Annotated in this window: 29 protein-coding genes, 1 tRNA gene and 1 pseudogene; 17 read left to right on the top strand and 14 right to left on the bottom strand. The window is 65.2% G+C overall.

Annotation, left to right across the window (positions count from 1 at the left end):
- Positions 1-88 precede the first annotated feature (88 nt).
- The 9 genes and pseudogenes from JOF57_RS02110 (at position 89) to JOF57_RS02075 (ending at position 6,570) form a co-directional block, all read left to right on the top strand.
- The gene (locus JOF57_RS02110) at positions 89-385 is read left to right on the top strand and encodes a DUF4193 domain-containing protein (protein ID WP_209913172.1); all 297 of its coding nucleotides are present in this window, start codon (positions 89-91) and stop codon (positions 383-385) included.
- A gap of 1 nt (position 386) precedes the next feature.
- Positions 387-584 (top strand): annotated as a pseudogene (locus tag JOF57_RS30805) (glyoxalase/bleomycin resistance/dioxygenase family protein); the annotation flags it as partial.
- 58 nt (positions 585-642) lie between these two features.
- Positions 643-1,065, top strand: coding sequence for a YybH family protein (locus tag JOF57_RS02105; protein ID WP_209913170.1), 423 nt, complete (start codon positions 643-645; stop codon positions 1,063-1,065).
- A 41-nt stretch (positions 1,066-1,106) separates the two neighbouring features.
- Positions 1,107-1,430, top strand: a complete 324-nt coding sequence (locus JOF57_RS02100; RefSeq protein ID WP_209913168.1) for a hypothetical protein — start codon at positions 1,107-1,109, stop codon at positions 1,428-1,430.
- A 37-nt stretch (positions 1,431-1,467) separates the two neighbouring features.
- Positions 1,468-2,709 (top strand): YeeE/YedE thiosulfate transporter family protein, encoded by a 1,242-nt coding sequence (locus tag JOF57_RS02095; protein WP_209913166.1) that lies wholly within the window; start codon positions 1,468-1,470, stop codon positions 2,707-2,709.
- A gap of 78 nt (positions 2,710-2,787) precedes the next feature.
- Positions 2,788-3,351, top strand: coding sequence for a hypothetical protein (locus tag JOF57_RS02090; protein WP_209913164.1), 564 nt, complete (start codon positions 2,788-2,790; stop codon positions 3,349-3,351).
- 26 nt (positions 3,352-3,377) lie between these two features.
- Positions 3,378-4,724: a Dyp-type peroxidase gene (locus tag JOF57_RS02085; RefSeq protein ID WP_209913162.1), complete on the top strand. Its 1,347-nt coding sequence runs from the start codon at positions 3,378-3,380 to the stop codon at positions 4,722-4,724.
- On the top strand, positions 4,721-5,728 hold the full coding sequence (locus JOF57_RS02080) for a hypothetical protein (RefSeq protein ID WP_209913160.1): 1,008 nt from the start codon (positions 4,721-4,723) through the stop codon (positions 5,726-5,728). The genes JOF57_RS02085 and JOF57_RS02080 overlap by 4 nt, the downstream gene beginning before the upstream one ends.
- 11 nt (positions 5,729-5,739) lie before the next feature.
- On the top strand, positions 5,740-6,570 hold the full coding sequence (locus tag JOF57_RS02075; protein ID WP_209913157.1) for a bile acid:sodium symporter family protein: 831 nt from the start codon (positions 5,740-5,742) through the stop codon (positions 6,568-6,570).
- Here JOF57_RS02075 and JOF57_RS02070 read toward each other — a convergent pair.
- The 4 genes from JOF57_RS02070 to JOF57_RS02055 form a co-directional block, all read right to left on the bottom strand.
- Positions 6,500-8,764 carry a winged helix-turn-helix domain-containing protein gene (locus JOF57_RS02070; RefSeq protein ID WP_209913156.1) on the bottom strand — a complete coding sequence of 755 codons (2,265 nt, stop codon included), beginning with the start codon at positions 8,762-8,764 and terminating at the stop codon, positions 6,500-6,502. The genes JOF57_RS02075 and JOF57_RS02070 overlap by 71 nt on opposite strands.
- Positions 8,765-8,893: 129 nt before the next feature.
- Positions 8,894-9,571, bottom strand: a complete 678-nt coding sequence (locus tag JOF57_RS02065) for a YczE/YyaS/YitT family protein (protein ID WP_307869943.1) — start codon at positions 9,569-9,571, stop codon at positions 8,894-8,896.
- Positions 9,572-9,624: 53 nt separating this feature from the next.
- Complete coding sequence (locus JOF57_RS02060) at positions 9,625-10,047, bottom strand: hypothetical protein (RefSeq protein ID WP_209913153.1); 423 nt, start codon at positions 10,045-10,047, stop codon at positions 9,625-9,627.
- Positions 10,048-10,203: 156 nt separating this feature from the next.
- On the bottom strand, positions 10,204-10,458 hold the full coding sequence (locus tag JOF57_RS02055) for a hypothetical protein (protein ID WP_209913151.1): 255 nt from the start codon (positions 10,456-10,458) through the stop codon (positions 10,204-10,206).
- 131 nt (positions 10,459-10,589) lie between these two features.
- Here JOF57_RS02055 and JOF57_RS02050 point away from each other — a divergent pair, with 131 nt between their 5' ends.
- On the top strand, positions 10,590-11,429 hold the full coding sequence (locus JOF57_RS02050) for a glycoside hydrolase family 16 protein (protein ID WP_209913149.1): 840 nt from the start codon (positions 10,590-10,592) through the stop codon (positions 11,427-11,429).
- A gap of 5 nt (positions 11,430-11,434) precedes the next feature.
- Here JOF57_RS02050 and JOF57_RS02045 read toward each other — a convergent pair whose 3' ends face one another.
- The 4 genes from JOF57_RS02045 to JOF57_RS02025 all read right to left on the bottom strand — a co-directional run bounded on the left by JOF57_RS02045 (position 11,435) and on the right by JOF57_RS02025 (position 15,750).
- A complete protein-coding gene (locus JOF57_RS02045; RefSeq protein WP_209913147.1) occupies positions 11,435-11,689 on the bottom strand; it encodes a WhiB family transcriptional regulator in 255 nt (84 codons plus the stop codon).
- Positions 11,683-12,591, bottom strand: coding sequence for a phosphate signaling complex PhoU family protein (locus tag JOF57_RS02040; RefSeq protein WP_307869942.1), 909 nt, complete (start codon positions 12,589-12,591; stop codon positions 11,683-11,685). Before JOF57_RS02040 ends, JOF57_RS02045 begins: the two co-directional genes overlap by 7 nt.
- Before the next feature lie 83 nt (positions 12,592-12,674).
- Positions 12,675-13,823 carry a zinc-binding dehydrogenase gene (locus JOF57_RS02030; protein WP_209913140.1) on the bottom strand — a complete coding sequence of 383 codons (1,149 nt, stop codon included), beginning with the start codon at positions 13,821-13,823 and terminating at the stop codon, positions 12,675-12,677.
- 28 nt (positions 13,824-13,851) lie between these two features.
- Entirely contained in the window at positions 13,852-15,750 is a 1,899-nt protein-coding gene (locus JOF57_RS02025; RefSeq protein WP_209913137.1) for a hypothetical protein, read from the bottom strand.
- A gap of 157 nt (positions 15,751-15,907) precedes the next feature.
- Here JOF57_RS02025 and JOF57_RS02020 point away from each other — a divergent pair, with 157 nt between their 5' ends.
- Together JOF57_RS02020 and JOF57_RS02015 are read left to right on the top strand one after the other, a co-directional pair.
- Entirely contained in the window at positions 15,908-18,049 is a 2,142-nt protein-coding gene (locus JOF57_RS02020; protein WP_209913135.1) for a M64 family metallopeptidase, read from the top strand.
- 11 nt (positions 18,050-18,060) lie between these two features.
- Positions 18,061-18,789, top strand: a complete 729-nt coding sequence (locus JOF57_RS02015) for a hypothetical protein (RefSeq protein WP_209913133.1) — start codon at positions 18,061-18,063, stop codon at positions 18,787-18,789.
- Positions 18,790-19,056: 267 nt separating this feature from the next.
- Here JOF57_RS02015 and JOF57_RS02010 read toward each other — a convergent pair whose 3' ends face one another.
- The gene (locus tag JOF57_RS02010) at positions 19,057-19,440 is read right to left on the bottom strand and encodes a hypothetical protein (protein ID WP_209913131.1); all 384 of its coding nucleotides are present in this window, start codon (positions 19,438-19,440) and stop codon (positions 19,057-19,059) included.
- Positions 19,441-19,610: 170 nt separating this feature from the next.
- Positions 19,611-20,243: a cutinase family protein gene (locus JOF57_RS02005; protein ID WP_209913129.1), complete on the bottom strand. Its 633-nt coding sequence runs from the start codon at positions 20,241-20,243 to the stop codon at positions 19,611-19,613.
- 142 nt (positions 20,244-20,385) lie between these two features.
- Between JOF57_RS02005 and JOF57_RS02000 the strand changes: the two genes are divergently transcribed.
- Positions 20,386-21,243 carry a CDP-diacylglycerol diphosphatase gene (locus tag JOF57_RS02000; RefSeq protein WP_209913127.1) on the top strand — a complete coding sequence of 286 codons (858 nt, stop codon included), beginning with the start codon at positions 20,386-20,388 and terminating at the stop codon, positions 21,241-21,243.
- Positions 21,244-21,446: 203 nt separating this feature from the next.
- On the opposite strand, the gene JOF57_RS01995 is transcribed toward JOF57_RS02000, so the two are convergent.
- The 4 genes from JOF57_RS01995 to JOF57_RS01980 all read right to left on the bottom strand — a co-directional run bounded on the left by JOF57_RS01995 (position 21,447) and on the right by JOF57_RS01980 (position 24,556).
- A complete protein-coding gene (locus JOF57_RS01995) occupies positions 21,447-22,193 on the bottom strand; it encodes an HNH endonuclease family protein (protein ID WP_307869941.1) in 747 nt (248 codons plus the stop codon).
- Between the two features lie 379 nt (positions 22,194-22,572).
- A tRNA-Leu gene (locus tag JOF57_RS01990) sits at positions 22,573-22,646 on the bottom strand.
- Between the two features lie 73 nt (positions 22,647-22,719).
- The gene (locus JOF57_RS01985; protein WP_209913125.1) at positions 22,720-23,910 is read right to left on the bottom strand and encodes a tyrosine-type recombinase/integrase; all 1,191 of its coding nucleotides are present in this window, start codon (positions 23,908-23,910) and stop codon (positions 22,720-22,722) included.
- Complete coding sequence (locus JOF57_RS01980; RefSeq protein WP_234937682.1) at positions 23,903-24,556, bottom strand: helix-turn-helix domain-containing protein; 654 nt, start codon at positions 24,554-24,556, stop codon at positions 23,903-23,905. Before JOF57_RS01980 ends, JOF57_RS01985 begins: the two co-directional genes overlap by 8 nt.
- A 108-nt stretch (positions 24,557-24,664) precedes the next feature.
- Between JOF57_RS01980 and JOF57_RS01975 the strand changes: the two genes are divergently transcribed.
- The 4 genes from JOF57_RS01975 (at position 24,665) to JOF57_RS01960 (ending at position 26,147) form a co-directional block, all read left to right on the top strand.
- Positions 24,665-24,832 carry a hypothetical protein gene (locus JOF57_RS01975; RefSeq protein ID WP_209913121.1) on the top strand — a complete coding sequence of 56 codons (168 nt, stop codon included), beginning with the start codon at positions 24,665-24,667 and terminating at the stop codon, positions 24,830-24,832.
- Positions 24,833-24,994: 162 nt separating this feature from the next.
- Positions 24,995-25,498 carry a hypothetical protein gene (locus JOF57_RS01970; RefSeq protein ID WP_209913119.1) on the top strand — a complete coding sequence of 168 codons (504 nt, stop codon included), beginning with the start codon at positions 24,995-24,997 and terminating at the stop codon, positions 25,496-25,498.
- Positions 25,495-25,983, top strand: a complete 489-nt coding sequence (locus JOF57_RS01965) for a hypothetical protein (RefSeq protein WP_209913117.1) — start codon at positions 25,495-25,497, stop codon at positions 25,981-25,983. The genes JOF57_RS01970 and JOF57_RS01965 overlap by 4 nt, the downstream gene beginning before the upstream one ends.
- Positions 25,980-26,147 (top strand): hypothetical protein, encoded by a 168-nt coding sequence (locus JOF57_RS01960; protein ID WP_209913115.1) that lies wholly within the window; start codon positions 25,980-25,982, stop codon positions 26,145-26,147. Before JOF57_RS01965 ends, JOF57_RS01960 begins: the two co-directional genes overlap by 4 nt.

Raw genomic sequence — 26,147 nt, 5'->3', positions numbered from 1 at the left:
CGACGTTTACCGGCCGTGCGCCCTGGGAACAAGGAGTCCCATCGCGGCGTTGGCCAGACATTGGTCTTGAACTTAGGAGGGATCATCAATGGCTACTGATTACGACGCCCCGCGCGTCAAGGAGACCGACGAGACCAGCGACGAGTCGCTGGAAGAGCTGGCCACCCAGCGGCGGACAGCGACCAACACCACGGTCATCGACGAGGACGAGGTGGTCGATTCGTTCGACCTGCCCGACGCCGACCTCTCCGGCGAGGAGCTGACCGTGCGGGTCGTCCCGAAGCAGGCTGACGAGTTCACCTGTTCCAGCTGTTTCCTGGTGCAGCACCGCAACCGCTTGGCACTCCAGAAGGGTGAGCAGCAGCTCTGCGTCGAGTGCGTCTGATGGGACACTGAACCATCTCGGCGTCGAAGTCGAGTCCAGCACAACCTGCTGTTTCGCGACGCAGGACAAGGTGTGGGTGAGCGGGCCAGGTGGCGAAAAGTGGGAGGGCTACACAGTTCTCGCCGACGCGGATTCCTTCGGCACTGACTCGCCCGCACTTGATGGCCCCGAATCCGGTGGCGCCTGCTCCACCCCGTGAACCGGCCCGCCGTCTGATTTCCGGTGCCTGACGGCGGCGGTGGCCTACCGTGATACTTGTGACTGAAGCGGCCATTCGAGAACGCATCGCTGAGGGTGTGAATGCGATCCGTGCGCGCGATCTCGACACGCTCACAGCTCTCTATGCGCCCGACGTCGTCTCCTTCGACCTCGGGGCGCCCCTGCGGTACGCCGGTGACGACAACAAGCGGCGGGCCTGGCATGAGGTCTTCACCGCCTACACCGGACCGATCGGTTACGACGTGCACGAGTTGACCGTCACCACCGAGGGTGACATCGCGTTCGTACACAGCCTCAACCATGTCCGCGGCACCCTGGCCAGTGGCCGGGACATCGACATGTGGCTGCGGTGGACGGCATGCATGAGGCACGTCGACGGTGTTTGGCGCGTCTTTCATGACCACGTCTCGGTGCCGGCTGACCTTGAGTACGGCAAGGCAGTCCTGAATCTCACGCCGTGATCCACCAGAATCCCCTCCACCACGCGGTGAAAGCGAACGACATGACAGCCCTGATCACTACCCGACAGCTGATCCTCACCTCCTGCTCCGCGATCGCGGTCCTGGCAGCGACGACGGCGATCGACGCCTTACCCGTTCCCTCGACCGTGCTGGCCGCCTGCTCCAACGGCGAGGAGCAGGACACCTACACCGGCAATTGCATTCCGTACCTGGTCCCGAACTCGCCGAGCAGCAACAGCCTGTGCCCACCGGGGGTCCACGGTGCTGAGTGCGGTTCGGCGGAGATCAAGACGGTTCCTACTGCGCCGACCGCGCCGACGGGCCCCCGGCAGGCACTCGAAGACGTGAGCACGCCCAACTTCTGACGGCCAGGTCCCACAGCCACTGCCTCAGGAGGTGCGCATGGTCAGCGTCACCGCTCCGTTATGGGTGGGGCTGCTGATCGGTGCGGCGTTCAGTGTTCCGGCATCGTTGTGGGGAATCGGCAACCCCGAAACAATTATCCGGACTGCCAGGCTCGTAGACCGGCTCCTCCTCGGCTGCTTTCTGTTTGTCACCGCGATCGGCGCTGTCCTGCTGTATGGCCTCTATGCGCTGGGATTCTCGATGCACTTCTCACCGAGGCCCACGTATCTGATCGGCGTCACCGTCGGCGGGATCTTGTTCGGTGCCGGAGCAGCGGTGAGCGGCTACTTCCCGGGCACCGAAATGATCGCCCTCGGGGAGGGGCGCCGGGATGCCCTTGCAGCGCTACCCGGCGGATTCCTGGGCGCCGCGGCCTGGACCGCGGTCTACCAGACCGATGCGGGCCGTTGGCTGGTGCACACCGCCGATCTCGGTGACCTGGTAGCTACCGGAGACATCGCGGACATCCGCCCCATCCCGATGTTCATCATCGCAATCGCTTACGCGGCAGTCGCGTTGACGCTGCTGTACCACCTCCCACGATATGTGGGGGGAAAGCACCGGTGTTTTCAGGATCTACGCGGCACCTGTGCCCCACTCGATGAACATGATCGGGCCTTTGCCGAAGACACGTCTGCCTACCTGTCCGAAGGCGCGGCCGTGCCGGCCCGGCCCGCCTTACTGTCGCGGCTGGCGTCACAGCAGGTCCCCAGCGCGACCTTCTTCGCGCGGGCCACTGCCATGGCGGCCACGTTCGTCGCCGCGCTCGTGGTGCTGTCGCTGTTCCTTCGGCAGCCCTTCGGCATGTCGACCACCTACTCGTGGGTGGTGGGGCACCTCTTCATGCCGGGCTTCGACTACAGCCGGGAGGTCTTCGCCACGATCGGCTGGGAGCCTCTGGTCGTTCTCGGCGTGCTGCTCGGATCCCTGTTCTCGGCACTGTTCATCACCGGTCGCTTCAACGCGTTCCGCCCTGTCGTGCCGCCGTCATGGCGTAATCGATTCGGCCCCAGCCGCGCCAGGCGGGCACTGGCATGCTTTGTGGGATCGTTTTTCGTGATCTTCGGGGCCCGGATGGCCGGCGGATGCACCAGCGGGCACACTCTCAGCGGCGGTATCCAGTTGGCGGTCAGTGCATGGCTTTTCACTGCGGCTTTGCTCGGCGGGATGCTCCTGACCGCTCGACTCCTCTATGGCCATTGCAGTTGGAAAGTCGAGCCGGTGAGGTCTGAGGTGTAAGGCGACGGTATTTCGGGTGGAAATAATCCCCCGAATTGGGGGACGACGTGAGACCTTCGCGTATTTATCGTTGTTGCCATGGCACACAACGGAAGCAATGATTGGTCCCGACCAGCAGCTCTAGCCATCCCCAAAGAGGGCTATTTCGAATTGACCCGGGGGCGGTACGGGCCTACCTTTCCCCGCACTCCCGCTTGTTACGGCTTCAACATCATCGCCAAGGTGCTCGACGGCCATGAGCAGGCGATCCGCGATTACGGCAAGCAGCTCGAGGCGGCCGTCGCAGCGCAGCCGGACGTGCTCGCCCCGCTGAAGCTGCACTACCTGCGCTGGCAGTTATTCGACGTCGGATCCGGTGTGCATTTCCAGTACCAGGGCATTTTCGACACCGACTTCGACAAATACACCGAGGATGCCGTCAAACTGTTCAGCTCGACCGGCATCACCACGGCTTTCACCCATCTGGTGGGCTTCCCGGAGGACTGGAAGACCAATCCGGAGGCCTTCATCATGTTCGTCCGCGACCATCAGGTGCCCAGCTTCCTGGAGTACGGCGAGTACCCGTACGTCACGTCCGAGGAGGTCAAGAAGGCGTTGCGGCTCAAGGAAGCGTTCTCCGACATGTTGGACCAAATGCAGTGACACCACATGCTGTGGCTCCAAATGCGATGACCGCCCTCGAATTCGACGATATCCAGCACATCATGCTGACCGGGACACCGCACCTGACCGGTCGGTACGAGTTCCTGTCGTTCGACACTCCCGAGGCGGGCCGGGCCTGGCTGGCCGAGATGGTTCCCCTGGTGCAGTCGGCCACCGACGTCCGCGAGACGGTCAATATCTTCAAGCGCTGGGTGAACCTGGCCTTCACCTGGAAGGGGTTGCGTGCGCTGGGTCTGGACGACGAGTCGCTGGCGAGTTTCCCCGACGAGTTCCGAGAAGGGATGGCGTCGCGGGCCGACATCCTCGGGGATACCGGGGCGGCCGCGCCCGAACACTGGCTAGGCGGGCTCGCCGGTGACGATCTGCACGCCATCGTCATCCTGTTCGCCCGGGACGAGGAGGAGCGGGTTCGGTGCGTCGGTGAGCACGATGCACTGCTGACCCGCTGCCCCGGGGTGCGGTCACTGTCCCATCTGGACCTGGCCGCCACCTCGCCCTTCGAGTTCGACCACGATCACTTCGGCTACCGCGATCCGATTTCTCAGCCGCAGATGAAAGGTTCCGGAGAGGTACTGATCCCCGGCTCCGGCGGGGCGTTGGAACCGGGCGAGTTCCTCCTCGGCTATCCCGACGAGGAGGGCCTGGTGGCGGACCAGCCCAGACCCGAGGCTCTTTCGCGCAACGGCAGTTACCTGGCGTACCGCCGACTGGAGGAACACGTCGGGGTCTTCCGCGACTATCTGAGGCAGAACGCCGAGGGAGACGAAGACGAGGAGCTGCTGGCCGCCAAGTTCATGGGCCGCTGGCGCAGCGGTGCACCTCTGGTGTTGGCGCCCGAGCACGACGATCCGGAGCTCGGTGCGGATCCGATGCGCAACAACGATTTCGACTACGGCGAGATGGATCCGCACGGTTACGCGTGTCCGCTCGGCGCGCACGCACGCCGGCTCAACCCGCGTGACACCGAGCCGAATCCGAATCGGCGCAGGCTGATCCGGCGCAGCGGCACCTACGGCCCGGCGCTACCCGACGGCGCCGCCGACGACGGGGTGGAACGCGGCGTCGGGATGTTCCTGATCTGCGCCAGCTTGGTCCGTCAGTTCGAGTTCGCCCAGAACGTGTGGATCAACGACACGTCGTTCCAGGAGCTGGGCAACGAGCACGACCCCATCTGCGGCACCCAGGACGGCACGTTGGACTTCAAGATTCCGAAGCGTCCGATTCGCAAGGTACACAAAGGGATACCTGCATTCACCACGCTGCGCGGCGGGGCGTACTTCTTCCTGCCCGGCTTGAGTGCGCTGCGTTACCTCACAGACATTGGGACCCCACGAAGCAAGGAGACAGCATGAGCACCTCGGCCCGTACCTACAACCAGGCCCACATCGCCCGCCCGCACAACGGCAAGCGGCGCGTGTCCATCTACTGGTCGTGGAGCTACCCGTGGGAAGTCCAGCGCGACCCGTCGCTGCTGTACAACCGGTTCTCCACGATGACTGAGGTTCGCCTGGCGACCTGGCCTGCCTATGCCGGACCCGAGTACGACCCGCACGAATTCCTGCAGGGCATCGACGGAACGCTGGAACTGTTCCACCGGTCTGCCTTGACCTTTCAGGAGGTGGCCGGTGAAGCGACCGGACATCCGGTGCCGGTGTTCCAGCGGGTCGATCAGGCCGGGTACCGGTTGCCGATCGACGAGCGCATCCTGGACGACACCGACACTCTGATGATCTTCGGCCTGGACCACCTACTGGGCGACGAGGCCGCGACTCCGGAAGAGATCGCCGCGATCCAGCAGTGGTTGAAGCGCGAGGGCACCTGCCTGATGCTGGCTCCGCATCACGACGTCGGGTTCACCGACGACAAAGAACAGCAGCAGATGGAGTACCTCCATCACGGTGATCCGCTGACACCGCGGATCCAGCGCTTCAGCGGCTACGCCCGGTCGCTGCTGACCGGACTGAACATCCCGGTGCACAACACCTGGGGCCTGCGTCCGGCGACGGTCGAGGGCACCAGACAGATTGTGCCGCTCACCCGATTCCAGGATCTGGATTCCGCCGGCCTGCTGAAGGACGTCACGACGCTGGCCCTGCACCCGCACCTGCCGCACTACGAGTTGACCGCCCCCGAGGGGCCCGATCTTCGGGTTCTGGGCCGGCAGTTGATCGACCAGACCCGACCGCATCCGTTCACCTTGGCCGGTAACACCGAGTTCAACGCACTGATCCACATGCCGCCGTCCGGTGACCGCGCCGGTGACATCGTGCTCGTCGACTCAACCCACTTCACGACGCTGTTCGGCGCCAGTGACAGCCTGAAGTCCTTCTGGCGCAACCTGGTAACGATGGCCTGATGGGGGCAGGCATGAACGACCTCCTCTTGCGGGGGTCGAATATCGCCGTCGTCTTCTTCGTCGTATCGAGCACCCTGGCGGTCGGCCTGGGCTTGACCGTCGGCCAGATCTTGGCCCCGCTCAAGAATGTTCGACTGGTCGCGCTGTCGCTGGCCGCGAACTTCGTGCTGGCTCCGCTGGCCGCGTTCGGGCTGTGGCAGGTGTTCGATCTGGACGACCCGCTCGGGATCGGGCTGCTGTTGTGCGGGCTCGCGGCCGGCGCACCGTTCCTGATCAAGCTCGCCGAGTTCGCGAAGGCCGACATGGCCTTCGCGGTGGGCCTGATGGTGCTCCTGATGGTGGTCACAGTGGCCTATGTGCCGCTGATCCTGCCGATCTTCGTCTCGGGCGCCGCGGTCAACCCCGCCCAGATCGCGATGTCGCTCGTGGTACTGATGCTCATCCCGCTGTCCGCCGGCCTGCTGCTGCGGGCCCGCGGTCCCGGCGTGGCCGCCCGCCTTCAGCCGGTGATCGCGAAGGTGTCCACCGTCAGCATGATTCTCGTGATCGTGTTCACGATCTCCGCCCATTTCAACAGCGTGCTGTCGGTTTTCGGCACGTTCGGCATCCTGGCGGCCGTCATCTACACGGTGATCTGTGGCGGGATCGGTTGGCTCATGGGCGGTCCCGGGACACGGGAGGTGCTGGCGCTCGGGACCGCTCAGCGCAACGCCGCCGCGGCGTTCGTAGTCGCCGGCCAGAACTTCGATGATCCGAAGGTCGTCGTGATGATCACCGTGGTGTTGATCGCCGAGTTTCTGATGCTGTTGCCGTTCGCGCGGCGGCTCGCGCGGTCTCACTGAGCAGTCCCAGCCGCGCCGCCTCGGCCACTGCGGCGGCGCGGGAGGAGACGGCGAGCTTGCGGTAGATCGAGGTGGCCTGGCTTTTCAGTGTTTCCCGGCCCACCGTCAGCTCACCGGCAATGCGCTGCAGAGACAGGTGGGTGGCCAGGTAGGGCAGCAGCCTGAGCTCGGCCGTCGTCAACGACGGCCGGGCGCCACGGGCCGCGCGGGCCGCCGACACAGCCCGAATACGGTCCAGGCCCTGCCCGATGCCGACGGCCTCGGGCTCGCGCCGGTGCGCGCGCTGCGCTTCCTCCAGGTGGCGGTCGCACAGTTCGGTGTCGTCGATCTCGACCGCCGTGCCGGCGACCAGCACATGTGCCATCAGGGCGGTGCGGGCGGACAGGTCACCCAGCCGGTCGACGAGCCGTTCGGTGGCGCGGACGGCCGAGCGCGCCCCGGCGACGTCGCCGCGCCGGGCCCGGACCAGGGCGTCGACCGCGTAGACCACCACCATCGGGACCATGTCGGACAGGTCTCGTGAATCGACGATCGAGCGCGCGGCCGCGGCGTGTTCGACAGCTGCCGGCAGATCGTCGTCGCCGAGGTCCAGTGCGGCAAGATGCGCCAGCGCGGCAGCCTGAAACCCGGGGAGGTCTTCGATCACCGGGAGCGCCGATTCCAGGGTGGCCCGCGCCTGCTCGGGTGCGTCGAGCATGGCCAGGGCGGAGCCTTTCATCGTGGTGGCTGCACCCCACCACGGGTTGACCAGGTGATCACCTGCGCCACAGACGGTTTCGGCATGCCGAATGACCTCATTCACACCGCCGACACCGACCATCGAACCGATGAGCGCCGCAGCCACATCGACCGACGGTGTGCCGTCCGCGAGTGGCTTGCCGGTATCGGCCGCGCTCGCGGTCAACAGCGACCGCTGGATCAACTCGGCGTCACCGGTAGCCACGCCCAGCCAGGCCCGCGCGATCGCCGCGTCGGGGTAGTCGGTGAAGGTCTGCTCATCGATGAGGCTGAGTCGCCGGGCCAGGACGCCGACGCGGCCGTCGAATCCCAACCGCACGGCGTCGATACCCACCAGCGCCGCCGCGTGGGCGCGGTCGTCGGCAGCCAGCGCCTGCGTCAGCGCACCGTCGACGTCACCGGCGTGCGCCAGCCGATCTGCCGCCCTCGCCGCCAGTTCGCGGAACCGGTCCGGATCCCGGTCATGCAGCCGCGCGCGCAACAGATCTCCGAAGAGTTGGTGATAGCGGTACCAGATTCCTTGGGCGTCAAGGGAAACCAGAAACATGTTGCCGGAACGGATGATCGCGTCGAGCATCGCGGCCGAATCGGTACGTCCCAGCAACGCATCGAGCTCGTCGGCACTGAATCTGTCCAGCACCGCTGATTCCATGAGAAACGCTGCGGTGCCTGCTTCGAGCTGACTGAGCACTTCCTCGATCAGGTAGTCGGCCACCAGCCGGTGCCGACCGGTCACCGCGTCGGCGGGTGCGCCATCGCGCAATGCCAACGCCGCCATGACCACACCGGCCGCCCAGCCTTCGCATTTGTCGAGTACCCGGGTGATCGTGGCCTTGTCGATCCCGGCACCCAGGGCCGCGAACGCGGCCGTACCTTCGGATTCCGACAGCTTCAGCTCCGGAATGCCGATCTCCAGGACGTAGCCCTGCAGTCGGCGTCGCGCCAGATCGAGCGCCGGAATCTGCCGGCCGAGAAGCACCAGCGTCGTCGAGTTCGGGGCCAGGTCCACCACGGCGCGCAACGTGTCTGCGGCCGCACTCGCCGACAGCTCGTGAACGTCGTCGAGCACCAGCACGATGGGCCCACAGGTTTCGAGTGCCCGGACGAGTGCCGGTACCAGCTGGGATTCGTCGCGGCCCGAGCCCTGCAGGTAGTTCAGCACCGCCGGGTCGACGGGCTTGGCCTGGTTCAGCGCCGTGGCCAGGTGCAACAGCAGATGCGCGGGGTCGTTGTCGAGGTTGTCCAGCCGCGCCCACGCGAATGGGCGTTCATCGGCGTCGTCCCACTGCGCCACCGCGGTGGTCTTCCCGTATCCCGCGGGCGCGGACACCACGACCAGGCCGGTGCGGTCCTGCAGTAAGCGGGTCACATCGGGGCGGGGAACACCAGAACGCGCGGTGGCCGGCCGTCCGACCGTCACCACCGGAATGTGCGCCGGCCAGGATCCTGCTCCCACCTGGGCATCCTAGGTCAGTGGCGCAAGAGGGCGCCTTTCTGCACAGCAAGGTCCGGCACGGATCCGTCAAATTATTTGACCAGCTAGGACAGCGTTCTATACCGATTCCGGTGGGTGACGACGCCGCAGTCAGAAATGCCAGCGGGTGGTCTTCACGCGCTGCTGAAATGCCTCGAGTAACGCCAGGTCCTTCTTCATCAGCGGCTTGTTGACCTTCTCGGTGAAGAAGTCGATCAGCGGGCCGGCGAAGAACGCGGTCATCACGGTTCCGATGCCGACCTGCCCGTGGAACGCCAACGCCAACGCGACGAACGCGAGGTCCTGGGCCACGCGCACCACCCGGTACGGGAGGCGCGTGTGGTCGACGATGATCGGCGCGATCGCGTCATAGGGGGCGTTACCGAGAGCGGCGGTCATGTACATCGACGCACCGGCCGCGAACAACGTGATGCCGACCAGGAACATCGCGGCCTGCAGCACGCGTCCGGGATCGGCGGGAACCAATGGGCCCAGCAAGGCCGAGAACCATTGAACGAAGTAGCCGGTCATGACCATGTTGATGATCGAGCCGATCCCGATATACATCCGGCCGAAGAAGAACACCGGGATCAGCAGCACGGCGTTGCTGATGAGCTGGTACGTGCCGAGGTCCAGGCCGATCGTGTTGCTGATGCCGATGTTGGCCGCGGTGTAGGGATCCACGCCCACCTGCGCGACGCGCAACACGGCCGACCCGAGACCCAGGACCGCCACACCCACGAGCGCCCAGAAGGCACGTCGCCAGTAGTGCATGTTCTGACTACCCACAATCCACGACTATCGCAGAGCGAAGTGGTCAATCACGGTCAAACCAGCTCGGGCTACGACAACTTGGTCAAGGTGAACGAGAACCGCTCACTGCGCTCAGCTGGACCACAGTCGCTCGCCTCCCAGGTGGCGTAGCCCGTGCCGGCCAGTGTCGCATCGTCCCAGGAGAGCGTGCGTGATGCGGTGAGCGGGGTGCCCTCGCAGGTCCCCGCGTCGGGCCACGGGCTCACCATCGTCCAGCGTCCACCGTCCAGGTGGGCCCGGCCGCCATACGGCGCCCACGTCGCGCCGCCGGTGGCAGCCACGTCGGCGCAACCCTGGCCACAAGACGTCGCGGTCCAGGTGCTCCACGTCGACGGGCCATCGTGGTCATAGCGATAGCTGCCGTTGAGTTCTTCGGCAACAGCCGGGCTCGCGAAACCGACAGCTGTTCCGGCCAGAACCATCGCCGGAATAAAGCCCATGACAAGTCTCACGATCGCACTCCCTGAAGTCGCCTCGACCCGGCCCCACAAATTGACGCGAAGAGCATCTCACACGAAGGTGCCTCGGGCACAGCAGAATTGGCACTGCAGTGGCTCGAGTTGGAGCGGCTGAGCAGCGATCGCCTTAGCTGGCAAACCGGCGGGCGGTTAGCGGTATTCGACCTCGGATTCGACCAACCCGGCGCTGCGGGCGTCGACGACGACGTGTTCCCAGCTGGTCGCCACGGCGGCGATCACCATGATGGCCGTCGCGAAGCCGGCCAGTGAGGCCAGCACCGTGGCCCACTCCCCGCTGACGGCGACACTGAGCAGGAGCGCGACGAACGCTCCGGCAAGTACCAGCCCGGCGGTCAGCGCACTGCGCCCCCGTGTGGCCCGGCGCAAAGAATCGATCAGTGTCATGCAACCCACTGTCCCCGCGCTGGCTGAGCAGGGATGAAGCGTTTCCTATGGAAATGTTCTGAACTGAACTCCCCGCCGGCAAAAGCGTTCAATCCGTACTCGCGCACGCAGCACGGCTATCGTGGTCCCCTATGGCCAACATGGATCGTCGAAAAATGATGGCGCTGTCGGGTCTGGGCGTGATTGCGGCAGCGATGCCGGCCCCAGTAGCCAATGCCCTCCCGACCAAGCCCCAGACACCGCGTGTTCCCGCCCCGGCGGCGCCGCAGGCTGCGGTGAACTACGTGTTCGCCGATGAATTCGACGGCGCGGCCGGCTCGGCACCGAACGGGTCGAAGTGGACCATCGCCAAGGCCCGCGAAACCTTCAAGGAGCCCACCTACTGGGAACAGCCCGGCCGCATCGGGCAGTACCGCAATGACCGGAAGAACGTCTTCCTCGACGGCAAGGGGAATCTCGTCATCCGGGCCACGAAGGAAGGCGACGCCTACTACGGCGCCAAGCTGGCGAGCGTGTGGGAGGGCGGTGCCGGGCATACCTGGGAAGCCCGGATCAAGTTCAACTGCCTGACCCCGGGAGCCTGGCCGGCGTTCTGGCTGGGCACCCTGGGCGAGGGCGAACTCGACATCGTCGAGTGGTACGGCAACGGCAAATGGCCGTCGGCCACCACCGTGCACGCCAAGTCGAACGGCGGCGAATGGGAAACCCACAACATCGCCGTCGACTCCGGCTGGCACACGTGGCGAACCCAGTGGGACGCCAGCGGCGCGCGTTTCTGGCAGGACTACACCGAAGGTGCGAAGCCCTACTTCGAGGTCTCGGCGAGCCAGCTGCCTGATTGGCCGTTCAGCCAGCCCGGCTACACGATGTTCGTGGTGTTGAACCTGGCGATCGCGGGATCCGGCGGAGAAGACCCCAGCGGGGGTACCTACCCGGCCGACATGCTCGTGGACTACGTGCGGGTCTGGTAAGCGGGTCAGCTGCCGGTTGCCCGCGCCTTGCTTCGTTCGGCGGCCGTCATCGCACCCCAGACACCGTGGTCCTCCGGCAAGCGCAGTGCGTGTTCCCGGCAGACCGACAGCACCGGGCACTCGCGGCAGATCCGTTTGGCCGTCTCTTCCCGCTGGCGCAGGCCAGTGCGGCCGACGCGATCTGGGAAGAACACGTCGGTGGCATGATCACGGCATTTCGCTCGCGATTGCCAGGCGCGTTCGTCCGCGAGTCTCAACATCCGGCCGCAACTGCGCAGCGAGACAGCGGGCGACCGGTGCACTGAAAGGCCGCGCGCACCCCGATGTCCACGGCATGGTCGGCAAACCGCTCGTAATAACGACTCAGCAGCGTGACATCGATCGCGGCTGCAATCCCATGGCGCCATTGTGGATCCATCACCTTGCCGAACAGATTGCGGTGCAGCGAATCTATTCGGTCGTCGTCGCGCCGGAGCTGGTTCGCCCGGACCGGATCGCCGGACAACACGATATCTCTTGCAGCACTGCCGATCTGCACCGCGATGGCGGCCATGTCGGCGAAGACGATGCTGATGTCTTGGGGCACAGCACGTTGTGGGTGTCGCCGACGGGCGGCCTCGGCGACGTGTAGCGCCAACGCGCCCATCCGGTCGGCATCGCCGGCGTGCTGCAGGCTGGTGACAACGGCACGCAAATCGGATGCGACGGGAGACTCCAGGGCCAGCAGGCGATAGGCAATGGTCTCGACCTCAGCAGCCTTGGCCGAGATACGTTGGTGATCGCCGACGGCTTCTTCAACCGCCGAAATCTGTGCGCACAGAAGCGCTTCGGTGGCATGACTCATCGCGATCCCAGCCGAGTGACAGAGCATCGCAATGTCGGCGGTGAGGAGATCCAGCTGTCGATGAAACCCGTCTCGCATCTTTCCCACGATAAGAGCCGGGGCCGTATAGATGGGCGCCCGCGTCATCAACGATTCGTAAGTATTCGGTCCGCGCAGGTGCAGCGGTTGGCGACGGCCGGTTACGTTGGCCTTCACCGACCGGTGTTGGGTGTCAATGGATGTCACAAGGATCCGAAGATGAGCTTCTCGACTTGCATGAGGAACGTCGTTGCGTTCTTGAGGGCCGGTTACCCGGACGGCGTTGCCCGTACTGGCCACATTGCACTGCTTGCCCTGTGCCCACGGGGGGTCACCGACGTCGCGCATCCACGCCCTGGAGGGTGCTCAGGTATCGGCGCCGGTTACAGGACCGTCTGAGGCGTCACCAGATATTTCTCGCCGGTCGCTTTCTTGAGGTAGCTGTTGAACGCCTCGGGCTTGAGCAGCCCGGCGAGCGAGACCTCCTGGGTGTAGTTGCTTGCGAACGTCGTGGTGAGTTCGGCAGCCACCCGGGCGCGAAGCCTGCCGATGGTCTCTGCCCCGGCGCCGGCGAGAAACGGGGTGAGCAGCCAGCCGCCCACTCCCCAGGCCATCCCGAAGTTTCTGGTCAGGACGGTCGGGCCGGTGTCGAGGCTGCCGTAGATGTAGACCTGCTTGTGCACGGCCGACCCGTATCGGGAGTACTGCGCGGCGGTCGCGTTGGCCGCCTGCTCCATGGCGTTGAGGATCTGGCTCGCCAGCGTGCCGCCACCGGTGGCGTCGAACGCCAGTGTCGCCGAGGTCGCCTTGAGAGCCTCGACAAGATCGCCCTCGAATGACGGGGATGCCGAGTTGCACACATGGACCGCGCCCAGGCCGCGCAGGATGTCCTCCTGTTCGACCTTGCGGACGATGTTGACCAGCGGCACCCCATCGGCCAGGGACGCCTTGACGAGCATCTGGCCGAGGTTCGATGCCGCGGCGGTGTGCACCAGGGCCGAATGTCCTTCGCGGCGCATGGTTTCCAGCATCCCCAGCGCGGTGAGGGGGTTGACGAACGACGAGGCCCCGTCCTTGGCTGAGGCACCGTCGGGCAGGACCAGGCACGCCGCGGCGTTGACCACGCGGTACTGCGCGTACATGGCGCCGCCGGCGATCCCGACAGTCTTGCCGAGCAGGGCTTGTGCCGATGCCGACTCCCCCGCCGCCACCACGGTGCCCGCACCTTCGTTGCCCACTGGAAGCGAAGCGCCGACGCGCACCGACAGACCTGCTAGCGCCCCCGACGCCAGCGGTGCGGTGACCACGGGACGGTCCGGGGTGCCCGATATCGTCGCCGCCGACATGTCGGCGGCACTGGGAATCAGCAGGCCCAGGTCCGACGGGTTGACCGGTGACGCTTCGACCCGGACCACCACTTCGTCGGGGCCCGGCGCGGGCACCTCGACCTCGTGCAGCGACAACTCGAGCGTGCCGTCCGGTGTCACCAACGACCGCAATTCCAGCGCAGTCTTGGGCAGTGCCTCGGTCATGGTTGAACACTACGTCCGTGTCGGCGCGCTACACCGTGCATTTGCCGCCGGCGAACAGGTCACACGTGGTCTGCAGGCCGTTGAGCACCCCGGCCGGGATGGCGGAGACGAAGTCGATGACGCTGATGGCCCGCAATGAGGTCATATCGGTGGCCTTTTGCGAGCCGATCAGCACCGCCACCGCATCGCCCTTGTCGGTGGTGATGGTGAACGAGTCGTCACCGTCGCCGTACTGCCCGGCGCAATCGGTGTGGCACATCCCGGTCGCGGGGTCGATCTTCTGGTCGAACATGTCGTTGATCCACCCGGCAGACAGTTCGCGGACGGCCAGCGGGTTCTGCGGCTGCGGAAATCCGGCGATCAGGTACGCGGTGGCCTGGATCAACGGGTTGCCGCCCTGCATCGGGTCCATGTGCACGCCGCCTTCGAGGACCACGCCGGTGAACTGTCCCGGCCTGGCCTCGGTCAGCTGGCCGTTGACGTCGCTGAACACGTTGAGGAAGTTCAGCGGGGCGCCGATCTCGTAGATCGGGATGTAATCGTTGGGGTCGTCGTCACTCGGGTCAGCGGTCCCGTTGGTCTCCAGCTCGTCCAGTCGTTCCATCGCATCGGGGATGATCGACCCCATCGGCACCGCGTCGTAGATCACCACACCGGCGAGCTCGTTCGGTGCGTCCAGACCCTGATCGCGCCGGCGCGACAGCCCCTCGGCGTAGTACCCCGCGACACCGGGCGCGAAGCCGCCGCCCAGCGAATGCCCGACGAGGACGAACTGCGTTGGGACGTCCAGGTTCTCGGTGCGTCCGGCCTTCAGCTCCGCGGTATCCATGCTGGCGTTGAGCGCAGTGCGGTCCGGGTCGAGGAACAACTGGGCGACCGACTCGTGCAGCTTGTCGCCGCCGAGCCACATGCCGTCGGCCTCGAACGGATTCGACGAGAACGTGGTGGTGACGACGACGCTGTTGGTCGAATGCGCCAGATACGAGGCGGTGTAGCTGTAGAGCGGGCCGTTCGCCATGAAGCCGTGCTGCAGGTAGATCATCCGGGTCGGCGGCTCACCGTTCTCGGAGGTGGGGAAATACCAATTGGATTCGACTTCATGGCCTTCGGAGATGACCAGGGTGGAGGTACTGACCTCGACGGAGTCCCGCAACTCCGGCGGGACCACCGGGTCACCGCCGACGGCTCGTTCCAAAGTGGCCAGGGTGTCGAAGACGACGTCGCTGATCACCGACAACACCTTGGGATAATGCTGCGGTTCGGGATTGAGCGTCAGTGCGCCGAGGCTGCGGATCACGTCGTGGATGGCCTCGACCGGGTCATGAGCGACGGACGGCGCGGCGGAGCGCTCCGGTGCGGCGAGCGGTTGCGGTGCGGCGAGCGGCTGCGGTGCGGCGAGCGGTTGCGGTGCGGCGAGCGGCTGCGGTGCGGCGAGCGGTTGCGGTGCGGTCAGCGCCTGCCGGATGCGGATCGGTGGTCGGACCCGCACTTCGGCGACCCGCCTCTCCTGCGCCGTGACCTCCTCGGCGGGATCGGTGGCGTCGGCTATCGGGTCGCGGGTGGTGTCGCCGATGTCGCGCAACGCTTTCCGGACGCCGCGGGTGGAATCCCGAAAATCGGCACGGGCCTTTCGCGCCGAATCAGCGAACGGGCGCGCGGACCGGCCGGACTCCCCGGCCGCACGTTGCTTGACCTTCGTGTCGGTGGCCGCGGCGTCTGCGACCTCCGATTTCGCCCGCGGTTTTGCCGAGCGCAGGCTCCGCCGATCAGACTGTCGGTCTGAATCGTTGTGTGTGGCCGTCGGCTTCGCATCCTGCTTCGCCGAGTCCCCCTCGTCGGCGTGGGCGGTGCCCGCCCCGGCCAGCACGGCCGCCGATAATCCGGCCGTGAACACTCCGGCACCCACCCATGTTGCGACTCGAGTCATATCCCGCTCCCCCTGTGCGTCGACCCTGACTCGTCGCACGCTAGTGGGGCCGGTGCCCGTACGGGCCGAGTTCGGCCAGAACAGGTAGCGCGCTACGCGTTCGGTCCCGCCGCTGGCGGAGGATCGTCAGAATCTCACCGCACGAGTGGGGGCTGAGATGGCTGACAGTGTGACCGTCCTGCAGGACGTGGGGACCGGGTTGTTCAGTTTCAAGAGGACGCTGGCGATTCTCGGCGACGGATTCGCGGCGGGCGCCGATCAGACGATCTACGACAACTACGTCCGCGACGTGGTGATGAAGCAGGTCTTCGGGGCCGCCAGCTACTACAACGAGGACGCCGCCGCGTGGAACATCCGGCGCGTCAACCTCGAATCGAATGACTCCGGTGCGAGCGAGCGCACGTGGAACGACGCGGGAACGCCGACCGACATCTCCGATGACACGTCCACCGACACCATCCACGACACCGCGCTGAACATCATCGCCAACGGCGCGTGGTGGCACAACTGGTTCGAGGACGGGACCGACACCGGCACCCGGATCAACAACGCGATCAACACGTGGGCCCCGGGGGCGGATTTCACCCTGATCATCGTCAACTCGACAAAGCCGGGCGGGCTGCGCACCGGCTCCACCCTCAAGGTCACGCTCAACCAGGGTTGGTCGACCGTCGCCCACGAATTCGGGCACGGCTTCGGCAATCTGGCCGACGAGTACAGCGCCAACGGGAAAGGCGCCTTCACCGGCTCCGATCCGGGGCGGGTGAACGTCACTCTCGAAACGAAGCGTTCCAAGGTGAAATGGAAGAACTACGTCAATCCCGCGACGCCGGTACCCACGGGTGTCGGTGCGGCTGCCGGCTGGACCGTCGGCACCAAGCCGGCCGGCTGGGACGACGCCTCCGACGCCGGGTTGTTCGAGGGCGGCCACACCTTCGAGACCGGGATCTACCGTCCGGTCATCAACTGCCGGATGAACAGCAACGTCCCGGACTTCTGCCCGGTCTGCTACACGGAACTCAAGAAGCGCTATCGCCTCGCCGCCGACCACGATTTCCGCAAGGCCATCCCGGGGCGCTTCACCTCCGTCGTCGGTTCGGAATTCATCGTCCCCGAGAACCGCGCATTGACGGTGTACCGAGCCGACGGCAACCAGTGGGAACACAAGAAGACCACCGCCGCCGCGGTCCCCGGCATCTGGGCCATCCGCCCCGGCGATACCTACCTGGCAGCGGACTTCGACGGCGACGGCCGCGACGAACTCGTCGTATTCAACTCCACCGACTGGGTTTTCCCGTACCTGGCACTGCTCAAGGTGAATACCGACGGCACGATGCGTGTGCTGGCCCGCTACGACGGGGACATCCCCGGCTGGGGCGGGTTTGCGCGTCACGATCGGCTGATCGCCGGTGACTTCAACGGCGACGGCAAGACCGACCTGTTGATCTACAACTTCGACGACTGGTCGATGCCCTATGTGGCGACGTTGATGTCGACCGGTTCCGGATTCACCCAGAGCCGCCGCTACGACGGCGACATCCCCGGCTGGGGCGGGCTGGCCCGCCACGACCAGATCTTCGTCGGCGATTTCGGCGGTACCGACCACGACGACCTACTGATCTGGAATTCGCGGGACTGGAGCAGCGAGTACCTCGGCCTGTTCCGGATGAGACGCGGAACGTTCAGCTGTATCCGGTTGTGGGAGGACGACCTTCCGGGCTGGGGCGGGTTCGCCAAACACGACAGGTTCATCGTCGGCGACTTCAACGGCGACGGAAAAGACGATCTCTACCTATTCAACGGCAGCGACTGGGCGAACCCGTATTTGGCGATGTTCCGTTCCACGGGAAGCGATTTCACCCGTAGCAGAATGTTCGACGGCGATGTCCCCGGCTGGGGCGGAATGCGTCAGGGTGACCAGTTCCTGGCCGCCGATCTCACCGGCAGCGGAAAGGTCGGCCTGTTCGCCTGGAACATGGTCGACTGGTCGCACACCTACGCCGGGCGGATGATCTCCAGCGGCGCCAACCTGTCGGCCGACTTCCGTGAGGACTGGATCGGCGAGTGGCATCTGAGTTCATCGGACGTGTTCAACCGTGTACCCACCTATGAGCGGTTCCGTCCGCCGATCGGTGAAGTGCGCCGAATACTGCCCGGGCCGATTATCTTGCGCGGTCCAGACCGCGTGCTGGTGCACAACCGTGACTGGCTGGGCACGTTCCGCGGCGTCCAACCGCTGCGGCTGAACTGCATTTACAACAAATGGGTGCACAACTACCGGTACGGCAGAAACTGGTAAGGGAGACGAAGATGACTGATTCGACTGAACGGCCGTCGAAGAACCTGCGCCGGCGGCGGCCGTTGGGCACGACCACCGACGGGTTCGCCCGCGGTGAGACCAAGGACGGCGGCACACTGTCGGCGCTGCGCCGGGAGCAGACTGGCCGGGAGAAGCCTTCGGTGGCCGCCTCGCGAGCGCTGGTCCGTGGCAGAGCCACGAAACGGAAATGGGGTCCCCAGGTGGCACCGGAACGCGAACCATCCGACCAGGCCCGCAGTGTCCGACTTCGCCTGCAGGTCCGCCGCGGCCGAATCACCGTGCTGGACAGTGCCGTCGTCGAGGCCCCCGCTCCCGATGACGCCGAGGTGCGCGGCTCGACGTTCCTCGAGGTGCGCGCCGGTGATCAGGTGATTGCGCTGCAGCCGCTGATCGATCCCGGGCTCAGCATCGGCATTCCCGACCCGGCCGATTCGGCCGACGACTTCCGCGGGCATCGGATCGTGCGCGAATCCGTCTGGGAGACCGCGATTCGCGTGCCCGTCGAGGCACTCGCCACCATTGCACCGAGCGATTTGTCGATCTCGATATTCGAAGCGCCCGAGCACCAGGTGCTCGACGCCCGCTCGTCGCGGTCGGTCGCCTCGCGGGTGCGGTCGGTGACGACGTTGGCGAGCAGTTCCCAGCTGCGGGCCAGGGATCTCCCTGACGGCGTGTTCGGCGGCACCGGGCGTAAACGCACCCGGCCTCGGGAGGATTGAGTCGGCCGTCGCAGGTCCTAGAGCCGGCCGGCCGCGATGCCGATGCGGGCACGCGTTTGTGCAGTATGAACGAGCTATGGGCGAGCGAGCCAGATGAACTGCCGATTTCAGCCGGTATGGCACACCTCGCTTGAGAAAATGGCCTCGCCGATGACCCCAGGATGGCGAGTGCTGTCCCACGATCAAGATGGCCGCCGATCTGCGGTGGGACGGTTCCACCGTGAGCGCGCAGAACGTCCGCAGACTCAACTGAGCGGCGCTCGTGTGCTAGATCGTCTTGGCCGGCTCCACATTCCAATGCTCACCGCAGCGCCAGCACTCGGCATCGGTTGCAACGGTTTCCACCGCAATATCGTTGATCGCACCGCATCGATCGCAGAGATACCGCCGACGCCCTTGAGCCAGCTTCCGCCGTGCTGCCGACCACGGCGCGCCGTCGAGTTCTCCGCGCGTGGCCAGCAGCGCCACGCCGACGCCGAGCGGCCCGAGGAAGAAGAACGTCGCCAAGGCGAAGCCTATGCCGCTGCGCCCGCGGCGGTCTGCAATGAGCCCGGCGACGATGGCGGGAATCAGCCACACGGACACGATGACCAGCACGCCGAACACCACCGGGCCAAAGAAGACGATTGGGTTGAAGCTGTCGTCGTTCACTGAGGCTTCCTCCACGAGTCGGTGCGGGCCCCATTGTCGCAGCGATCACCGGCCACTCTGCACAGCCACGCCGTCAGGCCGTCGGTGGGTGCTTGTGCACGTCGGCGAACCGGATCTGAAGACAGTCACCGACCTTGATGCAGGTGATCTAGCGGAAGTAGGAGCGCCGCCTAGAGCTTGCCGGCGGCGAAATCGGCTGCCTGCGCGACCTTTCCGGACTGCACATAGGACACGTGGGCGCCCATGTCCCAGCCACCTTCCCAACAGATCGGGTCGGCCTCATTGCACTGGTCGATCGAGTTGGCGGCGTATTGCGGCGCCAGCGTCGGCAGTGGCATCCCGGAAGCCAGGAGGCCCGAGAAGCTGGTGCGCGGTGTACCGAACAGTGCGGTAGCCGCCACGTGATCGGCGGTCTGGGGAGACGCTGCGGTGGTGGCCTGTTCGATGACCGCCGCGCCCTGCGAGTAGCCGCCCAGCACCATCTTCGTGTTCGGGCAACTAGCCGCGATGGAGTCGATCAGGGACCGGGCCGCGTCGGTGCCAGCCGGGGTGCTGGTGTGGAAGTCGTTGTTGGCCGGGTAGTCCACCGCGGTTCCGTCGACGGTGCGCGGTGCCACCCGCGCACGCAGATCGTCGACGAACGGACCGCCGACACTGCCCAGGCCCGGCGGTTCGTTGGTGCCGCGGGCGAATACCACTTCAACGTCGGGACACGGGGCGGCGGTAGCCGGCGCCGTTGCGATAGCCGGGACAGCTGCCGTGAACGCCGCGAACGCCAGAATCAAAGCAGGCTTGCTGGTCATACCGTCCGATCGTAGGTGCGTTCCCCCGATTGGTGGACCCACGATTCCGGCGATTCATGGGCTGACCAGCGGACAGACTCGGCGACTCCCAGACGGGATGGTGTTTTCAACACACCAACACCCACCGAGGGGAACTCCACACATGACCACCACCAACCGCATCGGGTTCGCCCGCCGCTTCGCTCTCATCGCCGCCGCGGCGTCCGTGCCAGCAATGGGACTCGCTGTCGCCCCGACCGCTGGTGCACAGGCCGCCGAGTTCGGTCCGTGCGGGAAGCCCGGCGACAACGTCGCGATCTGGAAGGACGTCAAGACCGCCACACCGCAACACAAGAACGGCGCCATCGACGTCGTGTTCCCCGGCGGCGACCGGTCCCGCGGCTTTGCCGTCCGCGAAGGACACCATCCCGCCCAACTGACCGATCTGCTGGTGATCCCAACCGCACGCGAGACCGGCATCGAATGCAATAACTTGTTGGACGCCAACGCGCCTCACTACTTCAAAGACGCCTTCGATTATGTCGGGACGCTGCCCCCGGGCAACCAGGGCCAGAGCCCGGACTGGGCACTCGGCATCAATTCCGCCGACAACCGCGGCCAGGATCAGCTGCACATCCACGTGACCCTGCTCGACCCGACGGCCCGCGCCGACATCGACCAGGCCGTCAAGAACCACAAGGTCACCAAGGACGCGAAGACCTGGAAGGACTCCGTGATCGGCGTGCGGGGGCACACCCAAACGGACCAGATCGAGAAGAGCCCCCACGGCTACCGGGCGTGGAACACCGACAACATTGACCAGAACTTCTTCGCGGCGCTGAATACCGACATCGTTGCGCCGCTGAAGAAGGCGGGCGCCGATGTGGGGATGAACAACGAGACCCTGCTGATCACCAAGAACCACCAGGGCCCGGGATTCATCGTGCTGGCCAGTGACGAGAAGTCCGGCCTCGCCCCGTTCGGCGTCAACAACATCGAGCGGCTGCTCGACAAGGGCTAACGCTTGCGAACCCAACGGCCACCCGAGTACGGGTGGCCGTTGGTGTTGGTTGTCACCGCGGAATCTTCAACCTCCGCAAGCTTTTTCGGGATGTCCTCGGGATCGAACAGCTTCAGGGCGTCCACCGCGGGGTACGCAGAAATTGTGGCGGGTGACGGTCAGCTGGCGCGTCGATCCCAAGCCGGCTTCGCGCTCCAGCGGGCTTATTTTCCGGACAGCGAACACTGGTTGAGGATGCGCTCGGCAGCGTCGTGTTCGGGCTGGGTCATCCAAACGCCGTACTTCGCCTTTACCTTTACTACCCTGGTGACGTAGGCGCACCTGAACGCATTGTTCTGCGGCAGCCATGTTGCTACGTCGCCATCCCTCTTTGCCTTGTTCGCTTGATGGCCCACGGCTAGAAGATTCAACGGGTCATTGGCGAACTGAACACGCTTGCGCGCGTCCCATTCCTGTGCGCCTTTCTGCCAAGCATCTTTCAGCGGCACTACGTGGTCGATCTGGATGAGGATGGCCGTGCCCTCGCCCCGATCAACCTGAATGTCTCTCCGGGTGTATGGGTCATGCAGCAGCCCTGCCAGCACACGGCACCCCTCGGCGGGCACGACGCTGACCAGATCACGACGCAGGATGTCGTTGCGGGTGTCGCATCCGTTGTGGCCGCCTTCAACATCGACGTCATCCGTCCACGGTCGGCCGAACTCGCTTCGGGTGTATCCCGTCGCTGGCGCTCGTCCTTTGACCGGGATCGTTTCAAGCACTTTCATGGCGGGTTCGGGCGTCACCAAGTGTCCGCCGGTGGCGACCTTGTCGGAGTCCTGCGGTATCCGGTATCCGCCGGTCTTGACCTCGTGGTCATTGGAACCGCCGAGGAACAAGCCAACGATGAGCACGGCGCTGATTAACACGCCGCCAACGACGAGGATCTTCGCTACCGTGCCGCGGTCCACCGTCAACCTCCTGTCTGGCTGATCAAGTAGTACCAGCAGGAGCGGACAGTTCACATCGAGACAGCGGTCATATGTCGGTGACGTCAGAACGGCACATCAGCCACCGGCGAATGCTTGTGCTCGTCCCACCACGCTTGCCGGGCAGCCTCAAACTCCTGAGAACTGGTACCGCGCTCCACCTCCCACGCCGGCACATCGAAACCATCGGGCGGTGCGGGCGGCTGTGCCCGCGGCACACACCCGGTTCACCGATGATCGGGACCGAGTTGCCGACGTATTCGATACCGCCACTGAATCTGCTGAGGACGCGCCGCGGACAGGTCGAGCACTCAAGCCGGTTCCCGCCGCGGGAAACAGTGCTTGACTTGCGCAAATACAGTGCCCCCAGTCGGACTCGAACCGACACTGTGCGGATTTTAAGTCCGCTGCCTCTGCCAATTGGGCTATGGGGGCTTCTTAGCTTGCTAGATACTCATATCAGCAGGTAAACAGGATATCTACCATTGCTGACTGCTTCCGTTCAGGGTCAATCCCGTACTTTCCCCGTAGATCCATTGCCGCTGCCTTCACCGGCCCATTGTTCCAGCACGCTCCGAGCATCCGGCCCGGTGGTCGCACGCTGTGCATAGTGGCCCTCGGTGGTCGACAACCTCGTGTGCGACAGCTGCCGCTGCGCCGCCTCGATACCGAGCCCGTCCCGCACGACGGTGGCCACGGTCCGGCGGAATGAGTGCGGGGTGATCCATGACAACCCCTTGTGCTCGGCCAGGAGCGCGCGCAGTGATCCTCGGATGCTGGCCAGCGGCACGTATCGACCCTCGCGGCCCAGTACCGGCCCCTCTGGTCCGGTGACCGAGTACAGGCCGGTGAGCACCTTCACTCCGAAGCTCGGGAGGGCAACCGCATGCGGCGGCGCGCCACCCTTGCGGCTGTCCTGCCGATGCGTCGGCTTCCCCGCGGCACGGCCGGAGTCGACTACCGTGCCGGAGACGGTGACGGTCGGCGGATCGCCCAGGAGGTCTACGTCCTGCCACCGGATCGCGAGCACCTCGGCGGGGCGGGCACCGGTCGCTGCGAGGAGCTCGACGAACGCCGCTTCGAGTGGTCGGGCCGCGACAGCTAGCCGAACCTGCTCGAACTCCAGCGGCGTAATAGCACGGGCAGGTTTACGGGCGGTGGTGGTGGCCCTTGTCTCGCGGATTGGGTTGTGGGCGAGCACGTCGTACCGCACGGCCATCGAAAACATGCCGGCCAACACGCTGCGCAGCATGACCGAAGCAGATGGCGGCAATGTCTTCACATGGGCATCCGCGCGGGATGTGGATAACTCTCTGATGCGTAGTTCGCCGATCTGTTTGCGGCCATGCAGTCGCCAGGCATCGCGGTACAGCGTCGCTGTGCGTTCCGATATTCGGTCGTCGTTGATCTTGGCCAGAATCCACGTCTCGAACAGCTCATCGAGTGTCGTCGTGTGGTTGACCGCACCGGTCGGTTCTCCAGCCTCGAGTTCTGCCTTTATCCGGCGTTTCAGCTCCCGGCGGGCATCCTCGGCAGACTTGCGCGACGACGCTTCACGCTCACGTAGCTTGCCGCTGTGCAGTCGTAGATAGGTTGTGGCGTAGAAGGTTTCAACCTTCTTTCCGTCTGGCGACTTTGTGGCGGCAACCCGTTCGGTGATCTTGCCGTGCTCACCCGGGGCCATGCGCTGCCTAGGCATCGTCGCCGCCTTCGATTTTGATATTTACCGGAGGATCTACTGCATCGGAATCCAGCTTCCGACCGAGCAGGCGAATGAGCCGATCTTCTACTGACCTGATCTGACGATTGAGTGCAGCTACGTGGTCTGGATGATCCATGTTGTCTCGCGTTGCTATTAGCTCTTTGAGCTCACGCCATTGGTCCAGCATCTCGGTATTCTCTTGCCACTTTTGCCACTGTTGGAATTTTTCTAACATGTCCGGTCGGGCGACGTCGATAACTTCACCGACTCTGAATAGGTGAGTATCGAAACCCGAAAACCACTGCGCTGCATCAAATTCAATCACCCGTAACCCAGGCGCCAACTCAACGTGAATGTCGTAAGGTCCGGGGTAGATCAGCACCACCGGCGACGTGTTCAGTGCGGCGGCCAGGATTACCAACTCGGCCGTCGTGACGTAGCGGCGTCGACCGTTCTCCAAATCGGAAATCACCGACCGTGACACCTCGTACCCGAGTTCTTTGGTGCGGTCAGCGAGCCACTGCGCCGAGTTCCTCCCACGCAATCGGGTGACCTCCCCGGCGATTCGGTGCGCTTGGCGCTCCGCCCAATTCTGAGGCGGTAGCTCAGTCCAACTCAGCCGCTTAGACCTCGGTTGCGTCATGACACGCAGATTACCGGTCGCTTGCGTTCACGTCCTGGCTCGGGTAAGACTTGAGTCGTCACACGCAATAGGACGCTTGTTGGCGTCATTGAACGCAAGGAGGTAGGTGTGAACGATTGGGAATCGACGGCCGACAAGCTCGGAGGTATCAGCCGGACGATGGTGTTTCAGCTCTGGGCATCCGGCGCGCTGGCGTCGGTGAAGATCGGCCGGCGCAGGTTCTCGACCGACGCTCAAATCGGCGAGTACATCAGCCGGCTCGAAGGTGCGGCCTAATGCGATCTCTGCCGCAGGAAGATCACGCCGACTTGGGGTTGATCGAGGGCGACCACACCCCGGATATGAGACCAAGCAAATCGGCCCCCGAGTTCCCGGTGTTAGCGCACCGGGCGGGGACCGATCCGAACAACCCAACACCCACGAAGGAGAAGTTCTGACATGACTGTACCCACTCCCGGCTCTGTGCCGGTAGCCGCCGCCAATGACTGCGATCTGCTGGCCCCGGTGCCATTGCCCGAAGGTGCTACCGCTGGGCCGTGGCAGACCGATGTGCGGGGACATCTGCACCGTGTGCTCGACGACGGGCGGATGCAACTCGGCAACGGCCAGATCGTCAGCGAGTGCATCCACTGCACTGTGCCGGTCGATACCGGCGATATCTACGCGTTTTGCGAGTCCTACACCCCACCCGAGTCCGCAGCAGGGCGCGAGGATGACGCCCTGGAGCCCGACGCCCACAGTTTCGGTTTGGCTCTGGCGGAAGTTGCCCAGCATGCCCGGTACGCCTTCGAGGACATCGAGGATGCCTTCGAGGTGATGCCCGACGAGGCCCCGTTGCCGGCGGTTGTCGACCTCGTGACCGCACGCGCCCATCTGATCGCCGCGCAACGGTTGATCGACAAGGCCGCCACCCGCATCGCCGCCACCGAGGTGACCCGATGACCGCACGGAAGAAGCCCGCCGTCGAGCAGGTCGTGGTCGATCCGGTGGACCTCGAACCCGTCGACCTCGACCCGCCCAACCCGGCGCTGGCCCGCTGGGAGGAGCTGGCCGAGTGGGACGGCATCATCTACCACGACGGTGACGCCGAGGCGATGCTCCCGTTCCCACGGCCAGCGTGGGCAGATCCCGACGAGGATGACTTTGGGCAGTCGTACATCTCGACGTGCTACAGCTCGCGGCCGGCCAGGGTTGCAGTCAAGCAAGCGCCCGGTAACCGCATCAACGCAGATCAGTGGGCGCCCGCCGCCGCCCTGGTTTCAGCGGAGCTGTACGGCACTGGGATCGCCAAGGTAGCCGTGACGTTGACCAGCATCCATGCGGGCAAAGAATGGCGCTCGGTAGCGCTTGGCTTCTCGCCTGCGGAGGCACTGGAGTTGGCCGATGTGTTGCGGGCCGCGGTCGATCTGATCGGCGGTGAGCAGTGAACGTCATCGAACTCGTCACCGCGCCACGGCTGTGCTGCATCTGCGGCGAAGAACTGGCCGACTGGCCTTGTGGCGCCAACAATGCCGACCCGGTGACCGCCGACGGTGATTGCTGCGACTCATGCAACCGCATCTTCGTGATCCCGGCCCGCGAGGCGCAGTAG

Origin of the sequence: Mycolicibacterium lutetiense, assembly GCF_017876775.1 — a bacterium.
Taxonomy (GTDB): domain Bacteria; phylum Actinomycetota; class Actinomycetes; order Mycobacteriales; family Mycobacteriaceae; genus Mycobacterium; species Mycobacterium lutetiense.
This window is presented reverse-complemented; position numbering and strand designations above follow the sequence as displayed.

Excerpts from the sequence above, each read along its gene's own strand:
- JOF57_RS02030 (WP_209913140.1), bottom strand. The coding sequence starts at position 13,823 with ATGACCGAGGCACTGCCCAAGACTGCGCTGGAATTGCGGTCGTTGGTG.
- JOF57_RS02045 (WP_209913147.1), bottom strand. The coding sequence starts at position 11,689 with ATGTTGAGACTCGCGGACGAACGCGCCTGGCAATCGCGAGCGAAATGC.
- JOF57_RS02100 (WP_209913168.1), top strand. The coding sequence starts at position 1,107 with ATGACAGCCCTGATCACTACCCGACAGCTGATCCTCACCTCCTGCTCC.
- JOF57_RS02055 (WP_209913151.1), bottom strand. The coding sequence starts at position 10,458 with ATGACACTGATCGATTCTTTGCGCCGGGCCACACGGGGGCGCAGTGCG.
- JOF57_RS01980 (WP_234937682.1), bottom strand. The coding sequence starts at position 24,556 with ATGACGCAACCGAGGTCTAAGCGGCTGAGTTGGACTGAGCTACCGCCT.
- JOF57_RS02015 (WP_209913133.1), top strand. The coding sequence starts at position 18,061 with ATGACTGATTCGACTGAACGGCCGTCGAAGAACCTGCGCCGGCGGCGG.
- JOF57_RS02080 (WP_209913160.1), top strand. The coding sequence starts at position 4,721 with ATGAGCACCTCGGCCCGTACCTACAACCAGGCCCACATCGCCCGCCCG.
- JOF57_RS02050 (WP_209913149.1), top strand. The coding sequence starts at position 10,590 with ATGGCCAACATGGATCGTCGAAAAATGATGGCGCTGTCGGGTCTGGGC.
- JOF57_RS02025 (WP_209913137.1), bottom strand. The coding sequence starts at position 15,750 with ATGACTCGAGTCGCAACATGGGTGGGTGCCGGAGTGTTCACGGCCGGA.
- JOF57_RS02020 (WP_209913135.1), top strand. The coding sequence starts at position 15,908 with ATGGCTGACAGTGTGACCGTCCTGCAGGACGTGGGGACCGGGTTGTTC.
- JOF57_RS02005 (WP_209913129.1), bottom strand. The coding sequence starts at position 20,243 with ATGACCAGCAAGCCTGCTTTGATTCTGGCGTTCGCGGCGTTCACGGCA.
- JOF57_RS01970 (WP_209913119.1), top strand. The coding sequence starts at position 24,995 with ATGACTGTACCCACTCCCGGCTCTGTGCCGGTAGCCGCCGCCAATGAC.
- JOF57_RS02110 (WP_209913172.1), top strand. The coding sequence starts at position 89 with ATGGCTACTGATTACGACGCCCCGCGCGTCAAGGAGACCGACGAGACC.
- JOF57_RS02095 (WP_209913166.1), top strand. The coding sequence starts at position 1,468 with ATGGTCAGCGTCACCGCTCCGTTATGGGTGGGGCTGCTGATCGGTGCG.
- JOF57_RS01965 (WP_209913117.1), top strand. The coding sequence starts at position 25,495 with ATGACCGCACGGAAGAAGCCCGCCGTCGAGCAGGTCGTGGTCGATCCG.
- JOF57_RS02000 (WP_209913127.1), top strand. The coding sequence starts at position 20,386 with ATGACCACCACCAACCGCATCGGGTTCGCCCGCCGCTTCGCTCTCATC.
- JOF57_RS02090 (WP_209913164.1), top strand. The coding sequence starts at position 2,788 with ATGGCACACAACGGAAGCAATGATTGGTCCCGACCAGCAGCTCTAGCC.
- JOF57_RS02085 (WP_209913162.1), top strand. The coding sequence starts at position 3,378 with ATGACCGCCCTCGAATTCGACGATATCCAGCACATCATGCTGACCGGG.
- JOF57_RS02075 (WP_209913157.1), top strand. The coding sequence starts at position 5,740 with ATGAACGACCTCCTCTTGCGGGGGTCGAATATCGCCGTCGTCTTCTTC.
- JOF57_RS01985 (WP_209913125.1), bottom strand. The coding sequence starts at position 23,910 with ATGCCTAGGCAGCGCATGGCCCCGGGTGAGCACGGCAAGATCACCGAA.